10 protein-coding genes and 1 rRNA gene are annotated in these 19,260 nt (G+C 60.9%); 5 read left to right on the top strand and 6 right to left on the bottom strand.

What is annotated here, in order from left to right; translation table 11 throughout:
• Nucleotides 1–106: 106 nt before the first annotated feature.
• Nucleotides 107–1,633 (bottom strand): CoA-acylating methylmalonate-semialdehyde dehydrogenase, encoded by a 1,527-nt coding sequence (locus BMY73_RS21485; RefSeq protein WP_092409582.1) that lies wholly within the window; start codon nucleotides 1,631–1,633, stop codon nucleotides 107–109.
• A gap of 57 nt (nucleotides 1,634–1,690) precedes the next feature.
• Nucleotides 1,691–3,019 (bottom strand): MFS transporter, encoded by a 1,329-nt coding sequence (locus BMY73_RS21480; RefSeq protein ID WP_092409580.1) that lies wholly within the window; start codon nucleotides 3,017–3,019, stop codon nucleotides 1,691–1,693.
• 298 nt (nucleotides 3,020–3,317) lie between these two features.
• Between BMY73_RS21480 and BMY73_RS21475 the strand changes: the two genes are divergently transcribed.
• From BMY73_RS21475 to BMY73_RS21455, 5 genes are all read left to right on the top strand, one after another.
• Nucleotides 3,318–4,265 (top strand): LysR family transcriptional regulator, encoded by a 948-nt coding sequence (locus BMY73_RS21475; protein ID WP_218190167.1) that lies wholly within the window; start codon nucleotides 3,318–3,320, stop codon nucleotides 4,263–4,265.
• Nucleotides 4,266–4,675: 410 nt separating this feature from the next.
• Nucleotides 4,676–5,527: a sugar phosphate isomerase/epimerase family protein gene (locus BMY73_RS21470; protein WP_092409576.1), complete on the top strand. Its 852-nt coding sequence runs from the start codon at nucleotides 4,676–4,678 to the stop codon at nucleotides 5,525–5,527.
• A 13-nt stretch (nucleotides 5,528–5,540) separates the two neighbouring features.
• A complete protein-coding gene (locus BMY73_RS21465) occupies nucleotides 5,541–6,605 on the top strand; it encodes an isopenicillin N synthase family dioxygenase (protein WP_092409574.1) in 1,065 nt (354 codons plus the stop codon).
• Nucleotides 6,606–6,664: 59 nt separating this feature from the next.
• Nucleotides 6,665–7,468: an ABC transporter substrate-binding protein gene (locus BMY73_RS21460; protein WP_092409634.1), complete on the top strand. Its 804-nt coding sequence runs from the start codon at nucleotides 6,665–6,667 to the stop codon at nucleotides 7,466–7,468.
• A gap of 244 nt (nucleotides 7,469–7,712) precedes the next feature.
• On the top strand, nucleotides 7,713–9,263 hold the full coding sequence (locus BMY73_RS21455; protein ID WP_092409572.1) for an amino acid ABC transporter permease/ATP-binding protein: 1,551 nt from the start codon (nucleotides 7,713–7,715) through the stop codon (nucleotides 9,261–9,263).
• Nucleotides 9,264–9,525: 262 nt separating this feature from the next.
• Here the strand turns inward: BMY73_RS21455 and recD are convergent, their stop codons facing one another.
• The 4 genes from recD to rrf form a co-directional block, all read right to left on the bottom strand.
• Entirely contained in the window at nucleotides 9,526–11,613 is a 2,088-nt protein-coding gene (gene recD / locus BMY73_RS21445) for an exodeoxyribonuclease V subunit alpha (protein ID WP_092409570.1), read from the bottom strand.
• Nucleotides 11,610–15,323, bottom strand: coding sequence for an exodeoxyribonuclease V subunit beta (recB, locus tag BMY73_RS21440; RefSeq protein WP_092409568.1), 3,714 nt, complete (start codon nucleotides 15,321–15,323; stop codon nucleotides 11,610–11,612). Before recB ends, recD begins: the two co-directional genes overlap by 4 nt.
• Entirely contained in the window at nucleotides 15,320–18,805 is a 3,486-nt protein-coding gene (gene recC / locus BMY73_RS21435; RefSeq protein ID WP_092409566.1) for an exodeoxyribonuclease V subunit gamma, read from the bottom strand. Before recC ends, recB begins: the two co-directional genes overlap by 4 nt.
• 125 nt (nucleotides 18,806–18,930) lie before the next feature.
• A 5S ribosomal RNA gene (gene rrf / locus BMY73_RS21430) occupies nucleotides 18,931–19,046 on the bottom strand.
• Nucleotides 19,047–19,260: the final 214 nt, after the last annotated feature.

The following is a 19,260-nucleotide window of genomic DNA, read 5'->3' as shown; positions in this document are numbered from 1 at the left end:
AGCTTGCTCGCGATACGTCTATCCAGACTCAGAGGCGGTGGCTTCAAAGTGGGCTCGCGAGCAAGCTCACTCTCTACAGGTTATGCGTCATTCCCGACCTATCTCATCAGCGCAAATTGATCGTCGTGTTCACGCCATCATTCACGCTGTCGTCATCGAACCAACGGCTGGTGACGGTCTTGGTCTGAGTGTAGAACTGCACCACCTGTTTGCCGTACGGGCCCAGGTCGCCGAGCTTGGAGCCGCGCGAACCGGTGAAGCTGAAGAACGGAACCGGCACCGGAATCGGGATATTGATGCCGACCTGGCCGACGTCGATTTCGCTCTGGAATTTGCGCGCCGCCGCCCCACTCTGGGTAAACAGCCCGACGCCATTGCCAAACGGGTTGGCGTTGACCAGTTCGATCGCCTGATCCAGCGTGTCCACCTCCAGCACCACGAGCACGGGCCCGAAGATTTCCTGAGTGTAGATCTGCATCTGCGTCGTCACGCCGGTAAACAGGGTCGGGCCGACGAAATTGCCGTCCTCATAACCCGCCACCTTGATCCCACGCCCGTCCAGTTCGAGCGTTGCCCCTTCTTTCACGCCGCTTTCGATCAGGTCGAGAATCCGCTGTCTGGCGCGCCTGGAAATGACCGGCCCGACATCGGTGCCCGGCTCGTTGCCGGCGTTGACCTTGAGCTTCTGCGCCAAGGCCTTGAGCTCTGGAATCCACTGCTTCGATGCGCCGACCATGACGACGACCGAAGTCGCCATGCAACGTTGACCGGCAGCGCCAAACCCGGCGCCAACCAAGGCGTTCAGCGTCTGCTCACGATTGGCATCGGGCAGGACCACCGCGTGGTTCTTCGCACCCATCATCGATTGCACACGCTTGCCGTGCTTGCCGGCCAGGTCATAGACGTGAGTGCCGACGGCCGTTGAGCCGACGAAGGACACGGCCTTGATGTCCTTGTGGGTGCAAAGGGCATCGACCACATCCTTGCCGCCGTGTACCACGTTCAGCACGCCGGCAGGTACACCCGCCTCGACAGCCAGTTCCACCAGCAACATCGTGGACATCGGGTCCTGCTCGGACGGTTTGAGGACGAAGGTGTTGCCGCACGCGATGGCCATCGGGAACATCCACAGCGGAATCATCGCCGGGAAGTTGAAGGGCGTAATGCCTGCGCAGACACCGATGGGCTGACGCAAGGTGTAGGTATCGACACCGCCCGCCACGTTCTCGGCGAACTCACCCATCTGCAACGTGCCAATCGAACAGGCGTGCTCGACCACCTCCAGGCCGCGGAAAATGTCGCCTTCGGCATCGGCAATGGTCTTGCCCTGCTCGGCGCTGAGCACCACGGCGATACGTTTGGAGTGCTCGCGAATCAGTGCCTGCAGCTTGAGCATGATGCGCATGCGTGCACCGATCGGCGTATGCCGCCAGGTCTTGAAGGCCCGTTGCGCAGCCGCAACGGCGGCGTCGACTTCGGCAGTGGTCGCGAACGGCACCTTGGCCAGCACTTCCTGAGTCGCAGGGTTGACCACATCGAGCCATTCGTGGGTCTGCGATTCGACCCACTCACCATCGATCAGCAGCTTCACGTGGGCCACTGTGGTGGTGTTCTTGTTCAGTGAGACGTTCATTGCAATGTTCTCCATTCGAAGCGGCGCGGCTGCGAGGGCGCGCCAAAGATTCAATGTTCAGCCCGCGTGGTGTCTCGCCGGATCTCGCTTCATCAACGCCGTGCAGACCAACGCAATCAGCGCCATGCCGATCAGGTAAACGATCACGTAATGCGGGTTGCCGCCGCCCATGGCCAGCAGTTGCGTGGCGATCATCGGCGCGAACCCACCGCCCAGCACGCCAGCCAGCTGCACCGACACCGAGATACCGCTGTAGCGGATTTCCGCCGGGAATTGCCGGGCGAACAGCAGCGACTCGGGCGCATAAAGAATCGGGAAAATCACCCCCACGGCGAGCACCATTGCCCACCAGACCAGGACCGGATCGCGAGTGCCCAGCATGGCAAAGAAGGGATAGACGAACGCGCACAGCAGCAACAGGCCCACGAAATACAGGCGCTTCTGTCCGACCCGATCCGAGATGTGCCCGCACAGCGGCATGGTCACCAGCGACAGCGCCGCACCGGCCGTAATGGCGCCCAGCACATCGGCACGCGGGATCTGCAACTGGTTGGCGGCGTAAGCCAGAGCGAAGGTCACCGACATGTAGAACCAGGCGTTCTCGGCCGTGCGGGCGCCGATGATCGTCAGGGTCTCTCTGGGGTGATCACGGAACACTTTGAACAGCGGCACCTTGACCGCGATGTTGTCTTTCTTCAGCCTCTCGAAGTCAGGTGATTCCGGGACTTTCAGGCGAATCAGCCAACCCACGCCGAGCAGCACGACGCTGGCCAGAAACGGAATGCGCCAGCCCCAACTGAGCATGTCTTCTTCGGGCAACTTGGCGACCATGGCCATCGCCAGCGACGCCAGCACCAACCCTGCGCCGACCCCGGTTTGCGGCAGACTGCCGTAGAAGCCTTTCTTGCCCTCGGGTGCATGTTCGACCGCCATCAACACCGCTCCGCCCCACTCGCCGCCGACCGCCATGCCCTGAAGGAAGCGCATCGCCACCAGAATCACTGCGGCCCAGTAACCAATCTGCTGATACGTGGGGATCAGGCCGATGATGATGGTCGGAATCCCCATCAGCATGAGGGTGAACAACAGCATGGATTTGCGACCGATCCTGTCGCCAAAGTGCCCGAACACGATCCCGCCCAATGGACGCCCGAGAAAGCCCACGGCATAGGTCGCGAACGCCGCCAGCACACCGATGATCGGGTCCAGCGCGGGAAAGAAGATTTTGTTGAAGATCAAGGCGGCAGCGGTGCCGTAGAGGAAAAAGTCGTACCACTCGATGGTCGTGCCCGCCATGCTCGCCGCACCGGCAAGCCGGTAGGATCTGGCGGGTTTTGCCGTACTGGCGTCGGGTGCACCGGCGTGCGCCGTTATAGCGTTCTTCATAAACTCCTCCGCTTATTTATTGTTGTGCAGGGTGTTATGCAATGTGGGGTGGTGCGGTTCTAAATCGCGTCAGCCTCTCTTGAATGTGTTCACTGTTCCGGTGGGAGCCGGCTTGCTGGCGAATGCGTCAGGCCAGATACATCAATGTTGACGGGCCACCGCATTCGCCAGCGAGCCGGCTCCCACTCGTCATCCATCCGGCTCGAAATTCTTGCCGTACAACACGTTGGATTGCGCCGTGCTTCGGAGTATAGATGTGCAAACTTCTAATAAGAACGCACATAAAAGCAGGTTCAACATGCAAAAAAACATCACCTCCCTGAGCGCTTTGAACTGGGATGACCTGAAGTTTTTTCTCGAAGTGGCGCGCACGCGCAAGGCCAGTCTGGCGGCCAAGCGACTGGCGGTGGATTACACCACCGTGTCGCGGCGAATCAGTTCGCTGGAGGCATCACTGGGCACCCTGCTGTTCGAAAAATCACGCAATAACGGCTTTGTGCTGACCGCTGAAGGCCAGCGCTTGCTGGGCTCGGCCGAGTCCATTGAAAGCACCTTGCACATCGCGTGCGAGCAGGTGTCCGGCTCGGGTGTCGCATTGTCCGGCCACGTGCGGATGGGTTGCACCGAAGGTTTCGGCAGCTTCTTCATCACCCCGCAACTGAGCCATTTCACCGACACCTACCCGGCCATCTCGGTGGACATCCTGCCGTTGCCACACTTCATCAGCCTGTCCAAGCGCGAAGCCGATATCGTCATCGCCCTGGAGCGGCCGGAACATGGGCCGTATGTGTGCTGCAAGCTGTGCGACTACAACCTGCGCCTGTATGCAACCCAGGAATACCTCGACCACCGCGCCCCCATCGAACAGGTCGACGATCTGGTCGATCATCCCTTCATCAGCTACGTCGACGACCTGGCGTTCAGCTCGGAGCTGCTGTACTTGAGCAACCTGCTCCCCGGCGCCCACGCACACCTGCGCAGCACCAGCGTCATCGCCCAATACGTCGCCGCCCTTCAGGGCCGGGCACTGGCGATCCTGCCGTGTTTTCTGGCCGCACAGGATTCACGGCTGCTGCCGGTGCTGGAAAACGAGGTGAACATCACGCGCCAGTTCTGGATGTACTGCCGGGAGGACCTGCGCAAGCTCAAGCGGATTACCCTGCTATGGGACTACATCCGCCAGACGACGGAGGCCAACCAGGCGTTTTTGTTGGGTGAAACCAAAGCGATGACTTTTGTCGACTGATCATCCTGTAGGAGCGTGGCTTGTCTCTGGGCCGCATCCCGGACGATCTGCTGCGCAGCGGCAGTAAAATCAGTCACCTTGGCTGTATCGGGCAGACCGCATTCATACGATTTGCTGCCGCTGCGCAGCAGATCGCGGGACAAGCCACGCTCCTACACGATCACGGCACCTCTAGATCGCACCCCGCCACCATAGTTTAGAAATCTCTGAACTATGCATTTGAGGTTTCCTATTCTTTCCGTTCATCGGCCGAACCTAAGATCGGCCTCAATAAAGGAGCCCGTCCAGAAGAGACCCGGCCCGAAGATTGCCTTTTTCTGATGTGACTGCCGCTGTAACCCGTTTCGGCTCGCGCCGTGGCGAAGCTATGTCATGTGTCAGCCGCACGACGCAATCTTTGAGGACGCCCGATGAAACTGGAAATCTTCCGCACGATGTGGGGCTATACGGCCAGCAAGGCTCAGGCGCTGGATGAGCTGCTCGAAGCCGGGTTTGACGGCATGGAAGCGCGTCTGCCGTTGACGCCCGTCGAGCGTGCCGAGTTCGGCGCCTTCCTGCGCGCCAACCGCCTGCCCTATATCGCGACGGTGTTCACCGCCTACGACGTCCTGCCCGAACAATCGGCGACCACCGCCGAGCACCTCACCGATCTGGAAAAGAAACTCGCCTGGTCCACCGAACTGAACCCGCGCTTCGTCAATGTGCTGGCCGGCAATGACCGTTGGCTGCTGCCGCAACAGGTCGATTTCTTCGGCCAGGCCTTGGAACTGGCGCGCAAGCACGGGCAAATGGTCACCTTCGAAACCCACCGAGCCCGTTCGCTGTTCAACCCGTGGGTCACGCTGGAACTGATTCGCCAACTGCCGGACCTGCGTTTCACCAGCGACATCAGCCACTGGATCGTCACCTGCGAACGCTTGCTCGATGACCCCGAAGACGACCTCGGTGCGTTCGTCGAGCGCGTTCACCACATCCAGGCCCGTGTCGGTTACGACCAGGGTCCGCAGGTCCCGCACCCCGCCGGCCCAGAGCGCGCCAGGGAGCTGGCCTTCCATCAACAGCACTGGGAAGCCATCTGGCAATCGCAGCAGGCACGAGGTTACCAGGTCACCACCCTGACCCCGGAATTCGGTGCCGACGGCTACCTGCATCACCTCCCCTTCACCAACGTGCCCGTGGCCGATCTGTGGTCGCTGAACGTGTGGATGGGCAAGACCGAGCGTGAACATTTTCAGCGCTTCACCCACACAACAAGCCGATAAGGAGCGTTTCGCCATGCCTGATCAGTCTCAAGCGGCGTCACCGAAGGCCGCCAACTTCAACAGCATTCCGGTGGTCGACATCGCCGGTTTGTTCAGTACCGACATCGCACACCGTCAGGCCGTGGCCGATGAGCTGGGCAAAGCCGCGCGTGAAGTGGGCTTTCTGTACGTCAAGAACCACGGCATCGAGCAATCGTTGATCGACGGTCTGCGCCAGGCTGCCAAGGACCTGTTCGCTCAGTCCCTCGAGTACAAGATGCAGCACTACATCGGCACCTCGCGCAGCCACAAAGGCTTCGTGCCCGAGGGCGAGGAGGTCTATGCCAAAGGCAAGCCGGACCACAAGGAAGCCTTTGACATCGGCTTCGAAGTGGGTGACGACGACCCACTGGTGATCGCCAAAACACCGTTGATCGGCGCCAACGAATGGCCCGACCTGCCGGGCTTTCGTCCGGCCGTGGAAGCGTACTACGCCGCGGTGTTTGCCTTGGGTCGTCGCCTGTTCGACGGCTTCGCACTGGCCTTGGGCCTGGAAGAGGGTTATTTCGAGGCGATGGTCACCCGTCCGCCGTCCAAGCTGCGCTTGATTCACTACCCGTTCGATGACGCCGCCCAGGACGCGCCCGGTATTGGTGCACATACCGATTACGAGTGCTTCACCATGCTGCTGGCCGACAAACCCGGCCTTGAGGTGATGAACGATCTGGGCCAGTGGATCGATGCGCCTCCGATTGAAGGCGCGTTCGTGGTGAACATCGGCGACATGCTGGAAGTCATGACCGCTGGTACGTTCGTTGCTACGGCTCACCGTGTGCGCACCGTCAGCGAGGAGCGTTACTCATTCCCCTTGTTCTTCGCCTGCGATTTCCACACCCAGATCAAGCCGCTTCCGCAGTTTGACAATGGCAGCAAGGAATACGAAGCGATCACCATCGGCGAACACATGTTCGGCCAGGCACTGCAGACGTACCAGTACCTGCGGCGCAAGGTCGAGAGCGGCGAGCTCAAGCTGTACGAAAGGGCGCGCAAGCCATCGAGCTTCGGCCACTTGAAGAACCAGGCACAGGACGCGTCCTGATGCGCAAGAAGCTATCCAAACACACCGTGCCTTACCTTCCTGACGTGGAGTCACCGACGATGCGCAACACTGTGAACACTGCTGTCCGCCTGACCGTTCTTGCCGCCGCCGTTCTCGGCGCCACTTTTGCCCACGCCGCCGCCACCGTCACGCCCGGCCAGTTCAAGGTCGGCATGGAGATCACCTATCCGCCGTTCGAATCCTATGACGAGAAGAAAAACGTCGTCGGTTCCGACCCGGATCTGTCGCGCCTGCTGGCCAAGCACATGAACCTGAAGGCGGAGTTCGTCGACACCAAGTTTTCCAGCCTGATTCTGAGCCTCAACGCTGGTCACTACGACGCCATCATCTCGGGCATGTACATCACCCCTGAACGCCAGACCCAGGCCCAGACCATCGCTTACGCCAAGACAGGCGCGGCGATCATGGTGCTCAAAGACAGCACGATCAAACCCAAGGTGCCGGAAGACCTCTGCGGCCTGAAAGTCGGTCTGGAAAAAGGCACCACGTGGGTCGCCCAGTTCAACAAGCTGTCCACGGACTACTGCGTGCCGAACAACAAAGGCGCGATCTCGGTCAGCGAATTCCCGTCAGCCCCTGAAGTGACCCAGGCGCTGCTGTCCGGCAACGTTCAGGCACAAGTGGAGATCGACGGCGCTGCGGGCATGATCGCCGAGCGCACCAAGGGCCGCGTGGTGGTCAGTACCGAGCATTCGATCTACCAGCAGACCTTGGGCATCTACGTGAAAAAGGGCAATGACGAGCTGTATCAGGCGTTGCTCAAGGCCTTCGACGAAACCAAGAAATCCGGTGAGTACGCCGCGCTGCTGAAAAAGTACAACCTGGAAGAGCCGGGTAACTGACTTCATGAATGATGGGCGCTCTGACTCGACGCCCATTCCTGTAGGAGCGTGGCTTGTCCCGCGATCGCTCCGGGGTCGCGTCCGACCGAAGCAGTCGTAAGATCAGCCACCGCCACATGGCTGACACACCGCGTTCACCGGATTTACGACGACTGTGTCGCCGATCGCGGGACAAGCCACGCTCCTACAGGAGACCGCGTTGATAGAGGTTTGCCGCAGGGTTTCGCCCCGCTGAGGTATGTGTATGCAATTCGAATGGTCCTACTTTTTTTCTCTGTTTTCGGTCTCGGACTTCTGGGAATCGTGCATCACCGTCATCGAGCTCAGCGCGCTGGGCTGGTTCATCGGCATGTTGCTGGGTTTCCTGCTGGCCTCGGCCAAACTCTCGACCACGCGCTGGATCAGCGTACCGGCGTCGATTTATATCTGGTTCTTCCGTAGCGTCCCGCTGCTGGTGCTGGTGGTGTTCACCTACAACCTGCCGCAGATGTTCCCGATCACCCGCGAGGTGCTGTCCAACCCCTTCTACTCCGGCCTCCTGGCACTGGTCGTCACCGAAGCGGCGTACATGGCCGAGATCCACCGTGGCGGCCTGATTTCGGTCGCCAAAGGCCAGAAGGAAGCGGGCCGTGCGCTGGGCATCGGGCTGATCGGCATGCAACGCCTGATCGTGATTCCTCAGGCGTTTCGTATCTCGCTCCCGACCCTGATCAACGAATACATCACCGTCGTCAAACTCACCTCGCTGGTGTCGGTGATTTCGCTGACCGAACTGCTCACGGTCGGCCAGCGCCTGTACGCGCAAAACTTTCTGGTCATGGAAACGCTGTCTGCCGTGGCGGTGTACTACGTGATGATCGTCACCGTGTTCGGGTGGCTGTTTCACTGGCTCGAACAGCACCTGGAACTGAACAATCGCAAGCCGCAAACCCTCGATGACGGCGCGCTGATCCGCTTGCGCTCAACGCTTGTGGCGCAGCCCTCTACCGCTCAGCGTGCCGACTCGGGCCCCGGCTCGGCACCCGCCCTGCAACTGCTCAACATCCACAAAAGTTATGGCCAGCATGAAGTGCTCAAGGGCATCAACCTGGACGTCAATGTGGGTCAGGTGATTTCCATCATCGGTCCGTCCGGCTCGGGTAAGACCTCACTGATCCGCACCGTCAACAGCCTGGAAAGCATCGACAAGGGCGAGATCATCCTCTTCGGCGAAGGCTTTATTCACGCCGGCGACAACCCTAACGCGCCCCAGATTCGTCGAGGCGTGCAGCGCATCGGCATGGTGTTCCAGAACTTCAACCTGTTCCCGCATCGAACCATCCTCGACAATGTGACGCTCGCGCCGCGCTACCACGGCCGCGACAAGGCCATCAGCGAACAGCGCGCCTATGCCCTGCTCGACAAGGTCGGGTTACTGGCGCACGCACATAAATACCCGCATCAATTGTCCGGCGGCCAGCAGCAGCGCGTGGCCATCGCACGCGCGTTGGCGATGGACCCGCAGATCATGCTGTTCGACGAACCGACCTCGGCGCTGGACCCGGAGCTGGTCGGCGACGTGCTCAAGGTGATCGGCGACCTGGCCAAAGAAGGCATGACCATGCTGATCGTCACCCACGAAATGGACTTTGCGCTGTCGATTTCCGACCGGGTGATCTTCATGGAAAACGGCGTGGTGCAGGTCGATGCGTCGCCACAGACGATCCTCGCCAACCAGTGCGGGGATCGCGTGCGCCAGTTCATGGGGCTGGATCATGGAGTCACTCAGCAGGAGCCGGTGCGCAAAGAAGCCTGAGCGGCTATCGTGAAGCGATCATGGCCGAAGGCCGTGGGATCCATATCTACACAGCATCGGCATCAACTGCAGACTGCTCTTGATTCTGGCCGCAGGCCGTGGGAGCAAGCTTGCTCGCGATCTGCCGGGCACCGGCAGCAAACAATGGCAACGCGGTATGCCTGACACTCCCGAATCGCCTGACTTCGCTGCTGCTTCGCGCCAGATCGTCGGCAAGCCAGACGCCTACGCCCTTCGGCAGAAGCATGCTCACAGCATCCCCTCACAACTCCAGCATCAACCCGCTCAGGCGTTTGACCTTGCGCCGCAGCGCCTCTTCGAACACGCCCTGACGCGGTTCGATCAGGCTGAACCAGTGCTTGGCCCGGGTGATACCGGTGTAGATCAACTCCTTGGTCAGCACCGGGTTCAGCGCTTCGGGCAGAATCAACGCCGTGTGCGCGAACTCCGATCCCTGTGATTTATGCACAGTCATGGCGTACACCGTCTCCACATCATTGAGTCGGCTCGGCAACACGAAACGCACGCCGCCGCTGCCGTCATTGCGCGGAAACGCAACACGCAGGGCCTGACGGTTTTCCTCAGGCGCACCCTCCGGCAATCGCAGCGCAATGCCGATGTCGCCGTTCATCAACCCCAGGCCGTAATCGTTGCGAGTCATCAGTACCGGACGGCCTTCGTACCACTGCTGATCACTCTCGATCAGTTGCGCCGCGAACAGCGTCTGAGTCATCCGCTGGTTCAGCCCCTCGACACCCCACGGACCTTTACGCACGGCACACAGCAACTGGAACTCATCGAACGCGTTCAACACCTTGCGTGCCCAATCGATGCACCGTGGGTCGTCGATGGACGCCACCCCCTGTGGCCGCTGCGCCCGCATGACGCCGAGGTAATGCCGGTAGCCTTGAGGCCCGTTGCCGTGGCCGTCCAGCACGAGGCGAGACAAGGCTCGGTCCTGCTCGCCCTTGAGCGACAACGAAAAAAGGTCTGGATACGTGCGCGCCGCCAGCAACTCACGCGCCTCCCGATCCTGCTGCTGGTTGACCAGCTTCGCGAGCTGACCGATGCCGCTACCGGCCACAAAACGCCGGGAGTGACGCAGCATCACCACCTGCTGCGCCAGCGCATGCTTAACGTTATCGCCTGCCTGCAAGCCGCTCTTGCTCAAATCCTCGCCGCTGACCGACTGCAGCCACGCCCGGGTTTGCGGGCTGTACATTCCGGCCTCTGCGTCACGACACAGATCACCCAGCACGGCACCGGCTTCCACGGACGCCAACTGGTCCTTGTCGCCGAGCAGAACCATCCGCGCATGGGGCGGCAAGGCATCGAGCAGATTGGCCATCATTTCCAGGTCAATCATCGAGGCTTCGTCCACCACCAACACATCGAGCGGCAGCGGATTCCCCGCGTGATGACGAAAATGGCGCGTGCCCGGTCGGCTGCCCAGCAGACGGTGCACAGTGGTCACCTCACTGGGGATTTTCTGGCGAACCTCTTCCGACACTTGCAGCGACTGCACCTGATGGCTGATGGACTCGGTCAGCCTCGCCGCGGCCTTGCCCGTCGGTGCCGCCAGCCGAATACGCAGCGGTTTGCCGCGCTCGACGGCAGGCGATTGCAGCAGCGCCAGCAGGCGCACCACCGTGGTGGTTTTCCCCGTGCCCGGCCCGCCGGTGATGATGCTGAACCCACCCCGTGTCGCCAGCGCGCAGGCGAGCTTTTGCCAGTCGATCAATGCATCCGGGCTTGTGCCGGCTGGACCGAACAGCGCGTCCAGACGTTCTGCCAGATCGCTTGGGGCTGCTTCGACCTGCGCCAGTCGGCGGTGCAAAGCGGCATCGATTCGGCGCTCGTAGGTCCAGTAACGCCGCAAGTACAGGCGTCGGTCGGACAACACCAGAGGCTTCTCGGCCGCCTCACCGCTTTTGTCGCCCGCGTTGGCGACCAGCGTACTGTCCGCCAGCGCCTGGCACCAGGTCGCGCCATCCAGTGCCTTGAGCAACGTCGAGGGCAGCAACATCGGTGTCGACAACACGTCGCCCTCCGGCGGCAGCGACAAGGCGAAGTCCGGTTCTTTCAGCGTCTCGTAGAGATCGAGGCACACATGGCCGTGACCCAGTTGATGGCTGGTCAGCGCAGCCGCGAGCAACACCAGTGAGTCAGCAGTGGGATCAAGATCGGCCAGAAACCCTACGAAGGCCTTGTCCAGTGCGCGCAACCAGCCGCGCTCGACCCAACGTTCGAGCAACAACAGCAGATCGCCCACGCGCTTCAGGGGCTTGAGCTCGGCCAGGCTTTCGGCGTCCAGCGGCGTAGGCAGCAAATGAGCGAAGGTGCGATTCATACGAGCTCTCCTGACGACGCTTCTTCCGTGATCAACGGGCGGCCCTGAAACAGCAGATCAAGGCTTTCGATCAACGCGCGAGGTGGACGCGTGAACCACGCGCCCTGGCTCGCGGCGCGACTGCCACGCACGAACAGATACACCGCGCCGCCCATGTGCCGGTCATAGTCGTAATCGACCAGCCGTGCCTTGAGCTGGCGATGCAATGCCAGCAGGTACAGCACGTATTGCAGGTCGTAGCGGTTGTCCAGAATCGCGTTTTCCATCGCTTGCTCGGTGTAGGCATCATCGTCGACGCCCAGCCAGTTGGATTTGTAATCGGCGACGTAATAGCGCCCCTCGTGCTCGAACGTCAGGTCGATAAAGCCCTTGAACATGCCGTTGAGCGAAACGGTTTCGGCGGCTGCTCGCGGTGCGCCGTTGTGCGTGTAGCGACGCACCAGCGCGTCCATTTGCGCCACGTCGACTTTGGAGCAGGCGAACCAGAACTCCATCTCGACGCGGTACTGGTTCGGTTGATCCAGCGCACTCAAGGCGACCGGCGGAACGTCGACGCCCAGGCGTAACGGCATGACCAGCAGATGCTCAAGCCAGTCGGTCAGGGTGTTGATCCAGCCTTTCCAGTCACGTCGGTTGCAGCGCTGGGCAACGACTTTTTCCAGCGCCGCCGGTTCGCTGGACGCCCACGCGAACCCCTTCTCTCCCGCCCATTCGAGCAGACCGTGAAGGAAGGTGCCGGGATTCGGTCCACGAGGGAACCGGTGGATGTCACCGCCGCTGGCCATGACCTCACGGGGCGCTTCGGGGTCGAGGCGTTCATCGTCAAACAGCTTCTGAGCTTGTGGGCTGTCAGGCGACTGGTCGCCGCTGTCAGTGATCGTGTCACCGATGCGCAGCGCACTGTAGGAGGCGATCCACCAGTTTTCCCGGGCACTGCGTCGTGGCATGCGCGGCTTGCTCAACGCGGCTTCACTGCGGGGCGCCATGAACGTCTCGGCGGTCGGCGCCGGCACTGTTTCTGCGCTCAGCGCTGGTTGGTTTTCGACCAACGAGTGCAGCCACTGGGTGAGCACGTTCGAATCCGCCAACGCCTCACCGCCACCGAGCAGATAGCCCATCGCCGAGCGGTGCAGGATCGAACCGCTGGTGTTGCCGCGCTTGAGGTCCGCCACGCCCAGCCAACACGCATGTTGCGCACGGGTGAGAGCGACGTACAGCAGACGCAGATCCTCGGCCAGACGTTCGTCGTCGGCCTGTTCGATCAAAGCGGCAGTGGGCTTCAAGCTGATCTGCGCATGGCCTTGAGCATCGTGAAAGTGCAGCGGCAGACGACTGCCGTCCACGGGTTTCGTCGAGCAAATGAATGGCAGGAACACCAACGGATATTCCAGGCCTTTGGACTTGTGAATGGTCACGACCTTGACCAGTTGCTCGTCGCTCTCCAGCCGCAGAATCTGCTCCTCGCCCGCTTGACCGGACAACGCCAGATGCTCGCCCAGATGACGAATCAACGCCTGCTCGCCGTCCAGTTCGGCGGCGGCCTGCTGCATCAGCTCCGACAGGTGCAGCAGGTTGGTCAGCACCCGTTCACCATCGCTGCGCTGAATCAATGTCTGCGGCAGTTTGAAGTCATGCAGCAGGCGGCGCAGCATCGGCAACACGCCCTGTGTACGCCAGATGCGTCGATAGTCACGGAACTGCATGACGCGATTTTCCCACGCCAGTTCGTCCTGATTGAGCCGCTCAAGCTCCGCCAGCGGCAAGTCGAGGGTGATGCACGCCAGCGCGGCACGCAAGGTGCGCTCGGCGTCCGGCTCGGCGCAGGCCTTGAGCCAGGCCAGCAAGTCGTGGGCTTCCTGTGCGGCGAACACCGAGTCCTTGTCCGAAAGGTAGACACTGCGCACGCCCCGGGCCGACAGCTCGGCGCGCACGGCCTGCGCTTCCTTGCCGTCGCGCACCAGAATCGCGATGTCGGCAGGCATCAGCCCCTTGAGGGGCTCGCCGGTTTTCACAAAGCCAGCCCGGCCTTGTTGTCCCGCATTGAGCAAGCGCACGATCTCACTCGCGCAACTCGCGGCCAACTGCTGACGATACGTGGCGCCCGAAACCGGTTGCTCGCTCTCCAGCTGCCAGACGTTCAGCGCGGCAACGAGCTCGCCGTCGACCTGAAAGCTTTCCTTGCGACCTTGTGAACCCACGGCAAGGAAAGGCACCGGGTTGTCATCGACGCTTCGGAACAGAAACGCGCCTCGCCCGGTCGGGCGGGTTTCGGCACGCATGAACACGTGGTTGACCGCCTCGACCATCGCGTGACTGGAACGGAAGTTGGTACCCAGCGTGTGCAGGCGTCCGGCCGTCGCAACGCGGGCGTGCAAGTAGGTATAAATGTCGGCGCCGCGGAAGGCGTAGATCGCCTGCTTAGGGTCGCCGATCAGAAACAGGCCGGTGCTTTCGTCGTTGGCTTCGAGGCGATAGATGCTGTCGAAAATCCGGTACTGCACCGGGTCCGTGTCCTGGAACTCGTCGATCAAGGCGACCGGAAACTGTTCGCGAATCAGCGTGGCCAGACGTTCGCCCCCCGAGCCGCGCAGCGCGGCATCCAGACGCAATAACATGTCGTCGAAGCCCATTTCCGCGCGGCGGCGCTTCTCTTCTTCAAAGCGCGCGCCGACCCATTGTGCAGCGTGTTCAAGCACAGCAGCGTCAGGCGTCGGCAAGGTGTCGAGGGCGACCTTCAGCTCGACCATGGCTTCGAACGCAGGGTGTGAAGGCGGATTGTTTTTCCACGCTTCGGCAATGCCATCGGGCGTCAGCCGGGTGAAACCTGTGCCCAGATCCAGCTGTTCCTGTTCTTCATCGTTGGCCCATGCGATGAGCTTGTCGAACCAGGGCTTGAAGTAACGCTCCTGCATTTTGCGGCCATCGACAACCTTGCACTTCACACCGTCGATGCAGATAGCGTGCAGTTCGGCAGCCCAGTTTGCCCAAGGCGATTTCAGGGTTCTGAGCACCTCGCGACGCTCGTTGATCGACTGTTCGATCAGTTGCGCCGGGGTTTGCGTAACGGCTCCACCCTCGCTGCCGAACAAGGCACGGACCCGAGGCAACAAGGCCGCCGGACCGCCCCAGTTTTCTCTGACCCATTTGAGCGCGTCTCCCCTCATGGGATAACAGAACTTGCGCCAGTAATCGCGAAGCACTTCGCCAAGCAAGTCACTGTGATCGGTTTCCAGGCTTTGGGTGAACAGACTGCCGCTGTCGAACGCATGCTCGCGCAGCATGCGCTGACACCAACTGTGAATGGTCGAAACGGCAGCCTCGTCCATCCACTGCGCAGCGATGTCCAGGCGGCTCGCGCAGCCTGCCCATTGTTCGACGGCGAAGTCTTCACGCAGATCGGCGATCAGCGCATCCGGGGCTTCGATCTCTTGACGGAAGAAACGCGCGGCCTCAGCCAGTCGGGTGCGAATGCGATCACGCAACTCTTTGGTGGCCGCATCGGTGAAGGTGACGACGAGAATCTGGGGAGGCAGCAACTCCTGGCCAAAGCCGCAAAGCTCGCCGCCATGCCCGAGCACCAGACGCAGGTAGAGCGCCGAGATCGTGAAGGTTTTGCCCGTCCCGGCGCTGGCCTCGATCAGTTGGCTGCCGTTGAGGGGGAAGCGCAGGGGCAAGGGTTTCTGGACCAAAGACTGCTGGGCGTCACTCATGCTCCGGCCTCCTCGCTGGACAGGGATTGCCAGGGCGCTTCAAAAATGGGTTTGTACAGCGATTCGCACCAGCCGACGAACTCTTCGGTGTCGAGGAGCGCGTCGAAATCCGGGAACTGCCGTGCCAGTGCGGTGCTCTGTGCCCGCTCACCGTTACTGGTCTGGCCGTCGCCTTCGTAGGCTTTGCGCGCAGCGGCCTCAGCCTTTACCTCGTCGCCCTGTCCCAGCCATGCAAACGCAGTTTGCACAGCGACCGGCAGGGGGCGTTGCATGCCGTGTTGCCATGCGAGGAGCACATCATCGAGCGTGCGCGTGGCCGTGTCTTTATCCAGCGGCGGCAGCAGCAAGGTGTCATCGCTTGCAACCAATGCAGTCGTCAGCGGCAAATCGCATGCACAAGCGACCAGGTGAATCACCCATGGTCTGGTCAAGCGATGCCACTTGCGAGACTTCTTGCCCCCGATGGTGTTTGGAATCGCGGTGACGGCCAGCAACTGACCGCGGGCATCCTGATAAAGCCCGTCGAGCCATCCATCGAGCTCGACACCCTGATGTCGGTAGGTCACCGGCAAAGCACTGTGCACACGCTCAGGCCACTTGAACAACAGCGCGTGATAACGCTGCACCAGATCAGGCAGAGGCTTGATCAGTTCGTCTTGCAGCAGCTCGCCGAACCCGGCCATTGGCAGCAGGCCGCTGGCTTGCAACCGTATGGCCTGAGCCTTGAGTGACTCATCGGCGTTGTCGGGATCGGTCAGCGCGGCTTGCAGCAGGCTGTCGCTCAAGCCATAACGCTCAAGGGCATCGAGAACGAAGGGCTCTTCATCCGCGAGGGGCGCTTCGGCGACCTCGAAGAAAATCTTCAAGCGCTGACTGAAGAAGTGTTTGACCGGATTACGCAAAAAATCCTGGAGCTGCATCAGGCTTAGCGGCTCCTCCTGTTCATGCCTTTCCAGTGCGAGGGTTTCTGTGGCTTGTTCGACGGTTTCGTGCAGCACTTGCCACTCACGGGCAAAGCTGAAGAACTCCGGACTCTCCTGAAAATACTTCGCGCTGAAGGGCTGCAACGGGTGTTCGAGCGTGAGCTTATGCAGCAATTGTTGGCCAGGGTCGCGCCTCTTGTCGTCTTCTGGCTCGGCAGCATTCGCGAGCCGCCAACCGCTGGCCAGGTGATCGCGTAATTGACCGATCAGCACCGACGCGGGACGCTCGGAGTTGTCGCGAATGCTGCGCCCGACCCAACTGATGTACAGCTGATCACGCGCGGACAACAGCGCTTCAAGCAACAGGTAGCGATCGTCTTCGCGACGAGAGCGATCACCGGGACGGTAATCGCTGCCCATCAAGTCGAAATCCAGCGGTGGCTGCGCGCGCGGATAATCGCCGTCATTCATGCCCAGCAGGCAGACGATCTTGAAGGGAATCGCACGCATCGGCATCAGGGTGCAGAAGTTCACTGAACCCGCCAGAAACCGCTGCGAAAGACGGCCTTGATCAAGCCCCGCGAGCCAGGCTTCGCGGACAACCGTCAGTGGCAGCTCCTCAAGAAGGCCCACGTCCTCGCAGGTTTCCAGCCAGGTTTCACGCAGCGTTTCCAACTGACCCAAAAGGTAATCATCGTGCTCGCTGTCTGCTGCGAAAAACAGCTGCATCAGCGCCTGCAGACGCGTCCCCCACACCGGCGGCGTGACCGGCTGCGAGAGTTCGGTGTACGCGACCTGCAGCGCATCGATCAACGCAACCAATGGACCGATCAGCGCAGCGTCCAGCCCGCCAATCTCGTCGTAGGGTTCAATGCCGTCGTAGGCGACGCCTGCACCCACCGCGTATCCGAGCAGCATGCGGCGTAAACCGAAATGCCAGCTGTTCTGCTCCAGCGCCTCCGGCAATCCCAGCCCCTCACGCTGACGGGCATCCAGCCCCCAGCGCACCCCTGCTCCTTCGATCCAGCGATGCAGGGTGGGCAAGTCACGCTCGTCAATACCAAACCGGGCACGCAACGCCGGGACGTCCAGGAGGTCGAGAATTTCGCTGACAGGGAAACGGCTGTCCGGAATCTTCAGCAGGTGCTCGACCGCGATCAGTAACGGATCGCGGCCACGCTGACCTTGGTCCGCCAGCGTGAACGGGATGAAGCGACGATCATCACGATCCAGTTGACCGAACACGGCGCGAATATGAGGCGCATAGCTGTCGATGTCCGGAACCATGACGATGACATCACGAGGACGCAGATTGGGGTCGTTGCTAAAGCGGGCGAGCAATTGGTCGTGCAGCACTTCCACTTCGCGTTGCGCGCTGTGGGCGACATGGAAGCGGATCGACCGATCCGTCTTGATATCCACCGCCGGCCATCGTTCGCGGGTTTCCCCTAACGGACGCAACTCGAGAATGTCGTCCTGCAACTGATTAAGGATTGTGTGCGGGTCGCTTTCACTGAACAGATCGATCCGGCCATCGCGAAAAATCGAGCGATAACTGTTGGGGTCGTCGTGGCTGTCGAGCAAATTAATGTAATCGCGTCCCTGCTTGCCCCACGCTGCAAGCAGCGGGTGTGCATGCTGATGCAAGGCGTCCGGACTCAACACGACGGGCATGCCGGCCTTGCGGGACTGCCGTTTGTACTCGTGGCGCAGTAAATCTTTATCCGCGACGATGTCGGCCCAGTGATGACGACACGGGTTGTGCACGCACAACAGCACCTGGCTGAAACGAGCCAGTCCTGCGAGGGCTTCCAATGCCTGCGCTGGGAGCGAAGAGATGCCAAACACGATAACCCGCGCCGGCAGTCCGACAGGCGCCTCCGTCAGGCTGTTGATCCGCTCGATATAGCGCTGATGAACGCCGGCCCGACTCTGGGCCATCCCTTCAGCACCGACGTCGTGCAGCAGCGCACGCCACAATTCGGCCTGCCAGCAGTTCTCGGCCTTAAGGGGCTTGATCTCCCCTCGAACGTTCTTCAGTTGATGCCTGCCAGCTGCCCAATCTTCCAGCCAGTCAGCGCGATAGACCTGGTATTGGTCGAACAGATCGGCCAAACGCTCGGACAGTTGATAGCGTTTGCGCAGATCCGTGTCGGCAGTGAGAAAACGCCGAAGAGGTTCGAAATGGGGTTGGTCGATAAGCGCGGGCAGTAGCCGCATCAAGCGCCAGGTCAGCGGGGCTTTGTCGAGCAGCGAGGTTTCCGGAATTTCATCCTTGCCCAAAACCGCACGATAAAGCTGCCACATGAAGCTACCGGGAAGCTGTACATCAATCGCCGCGGCGATGCCGCAGCCGCCCAGGTCGTCTTCCTGCGCGTTCTCAGCCAAGGCAAGCTTTAACCACTGAGCGATGCCGTTGCTCTGTACCAGAGCGACCTCGTTCTCCAGTGGCGTCAGCGGATAGCGCCGCATCCACGACACCACAAGGCTGCGCAGCTCATCCAGGCGATTGCCATGAACCACCATGAACCCGGGATTGAGGTTGGATGTCACCGGCATAGCTGCTTCCTTGGCGTTTGGAGAGGGGGAAGACTAACAGAGGGCGTCGGGCTGTTGCAGTTCGGCTTTTCCGCGCGCAAAAACAAAACCCCATCTGCTTTCGCAAATGGGGTTTTGGAATTCAATCTTGACGATGACCTACTCTCACATGGGGAAACCCCACACTACCATCGGCGATGCATCGTTTCACTTCTGAGTTCGGGATGGGATCAGGTGGTTCCAATGCTCTATGGTCGTCAAGAAATTCGGGTACCGAACCGTGGCGTTGGCCGCGCTTCAGCAAATCGGGTATGTGATCAGGTCTTGCCTGCGTGCTGCAAACTTTCGGTGAAGGTCATCTTCACAGTCACCGCAATCTGTGCTCGTCCGAGTCGCAGATTGCTTGGGTGTTATATGGTCAAGCCTCACGGGCAATTAGTATTGGTTAGCTCAACGCCTCACAGCGCTTACACACC

The organism is Pseudomonas sp. NFACC02 (assembly GCF_900110765.1).
Lineage (GTDB): Bacteria > Pseudomonadota > Gammaproteobacteria > Pseudomonadales > Pseudomonadaceae > Aquipseudomonas.
This window is presented reverse-complemented; position numbering and strand designations above follow the sequence as displayed.

What these genes read in the sequence shown, in the direction of transcription:
- BMY73_RS21485 (WP_092409582.1), bottom strand. Translation starts at nt 1,633, where the DNA reads ATGAACGTCTCACTGAACAAGAACACCACCACAGTGGCCCACGTGAAG.
- BMY73_RS21480 (WP_092409580.1), bottom strand. Translation starts at nt 3,019, where the DNA reads ATGAAGAACGCTATAACGGCGCACGCCGGTGCACCCGACGCCAGTACG.
- BMY73_RS21475 (WP_218190167.1), top strand. Translation starts at nt 3,318, where the DNA reads ATGCAAAAAAACATCACCTCCCTGAGCGCTTTGAACTGGGATGACCTG.
- BMY73_RS21470 (WP_092409576.1), top strand. Translation starts at nt 4,676, where the DNA reads ATGAAACTGGAAATCTTCCGCACGATGTGGGGCTATACGGCCAGCAAG.
- BMY73_RS21465 (WP_092409574.1), top strand. Translation starts at nt 5,541, where the DNA reads ATGCCTGATCAGTCTCAAGCGGCGTCACCGAAGGCCGCCAACTTCAAC.
- BMY73_RS21460 (WP_092409634.1), top strand. Translation starts at nt 6,665, where the DNA reads ATGCGCAACACTGTGAACACTGCTGTCCGCCTGACCGTTCTTGCCGCC.
- BMY73_RS21455 (WP_092409572.1), top strand. Translation starts at nt 7,713, where the DNA reads ATGCAATTCGAATGGTCCTACTTTTTTTCTCTGTTTTCGGTCTCGGAC.
- recD (WP_092409570.1), bottom strand. Translation starts at nt 11,613, where the DNA reads ATGAATCGCACCTTCGCTCATTTGCTGCCTACGCCGCTGGACGCCGAA.
- recB (WP_092409568.1), bottom strand. Translation starts at nt 15,323, where the DNA reads ATGAGTGACGCCCAGCAGTCTTTGGTCCAGAAACCCTTGCCCCTGCGC.
- recC (WP_092409566.1), bottom strand. Translation starts at nt 18,805, where the DNA reads ATGCCGGTGACATCCAACCTCAATCCCGGGTTCATGGTGGTTCATGGC.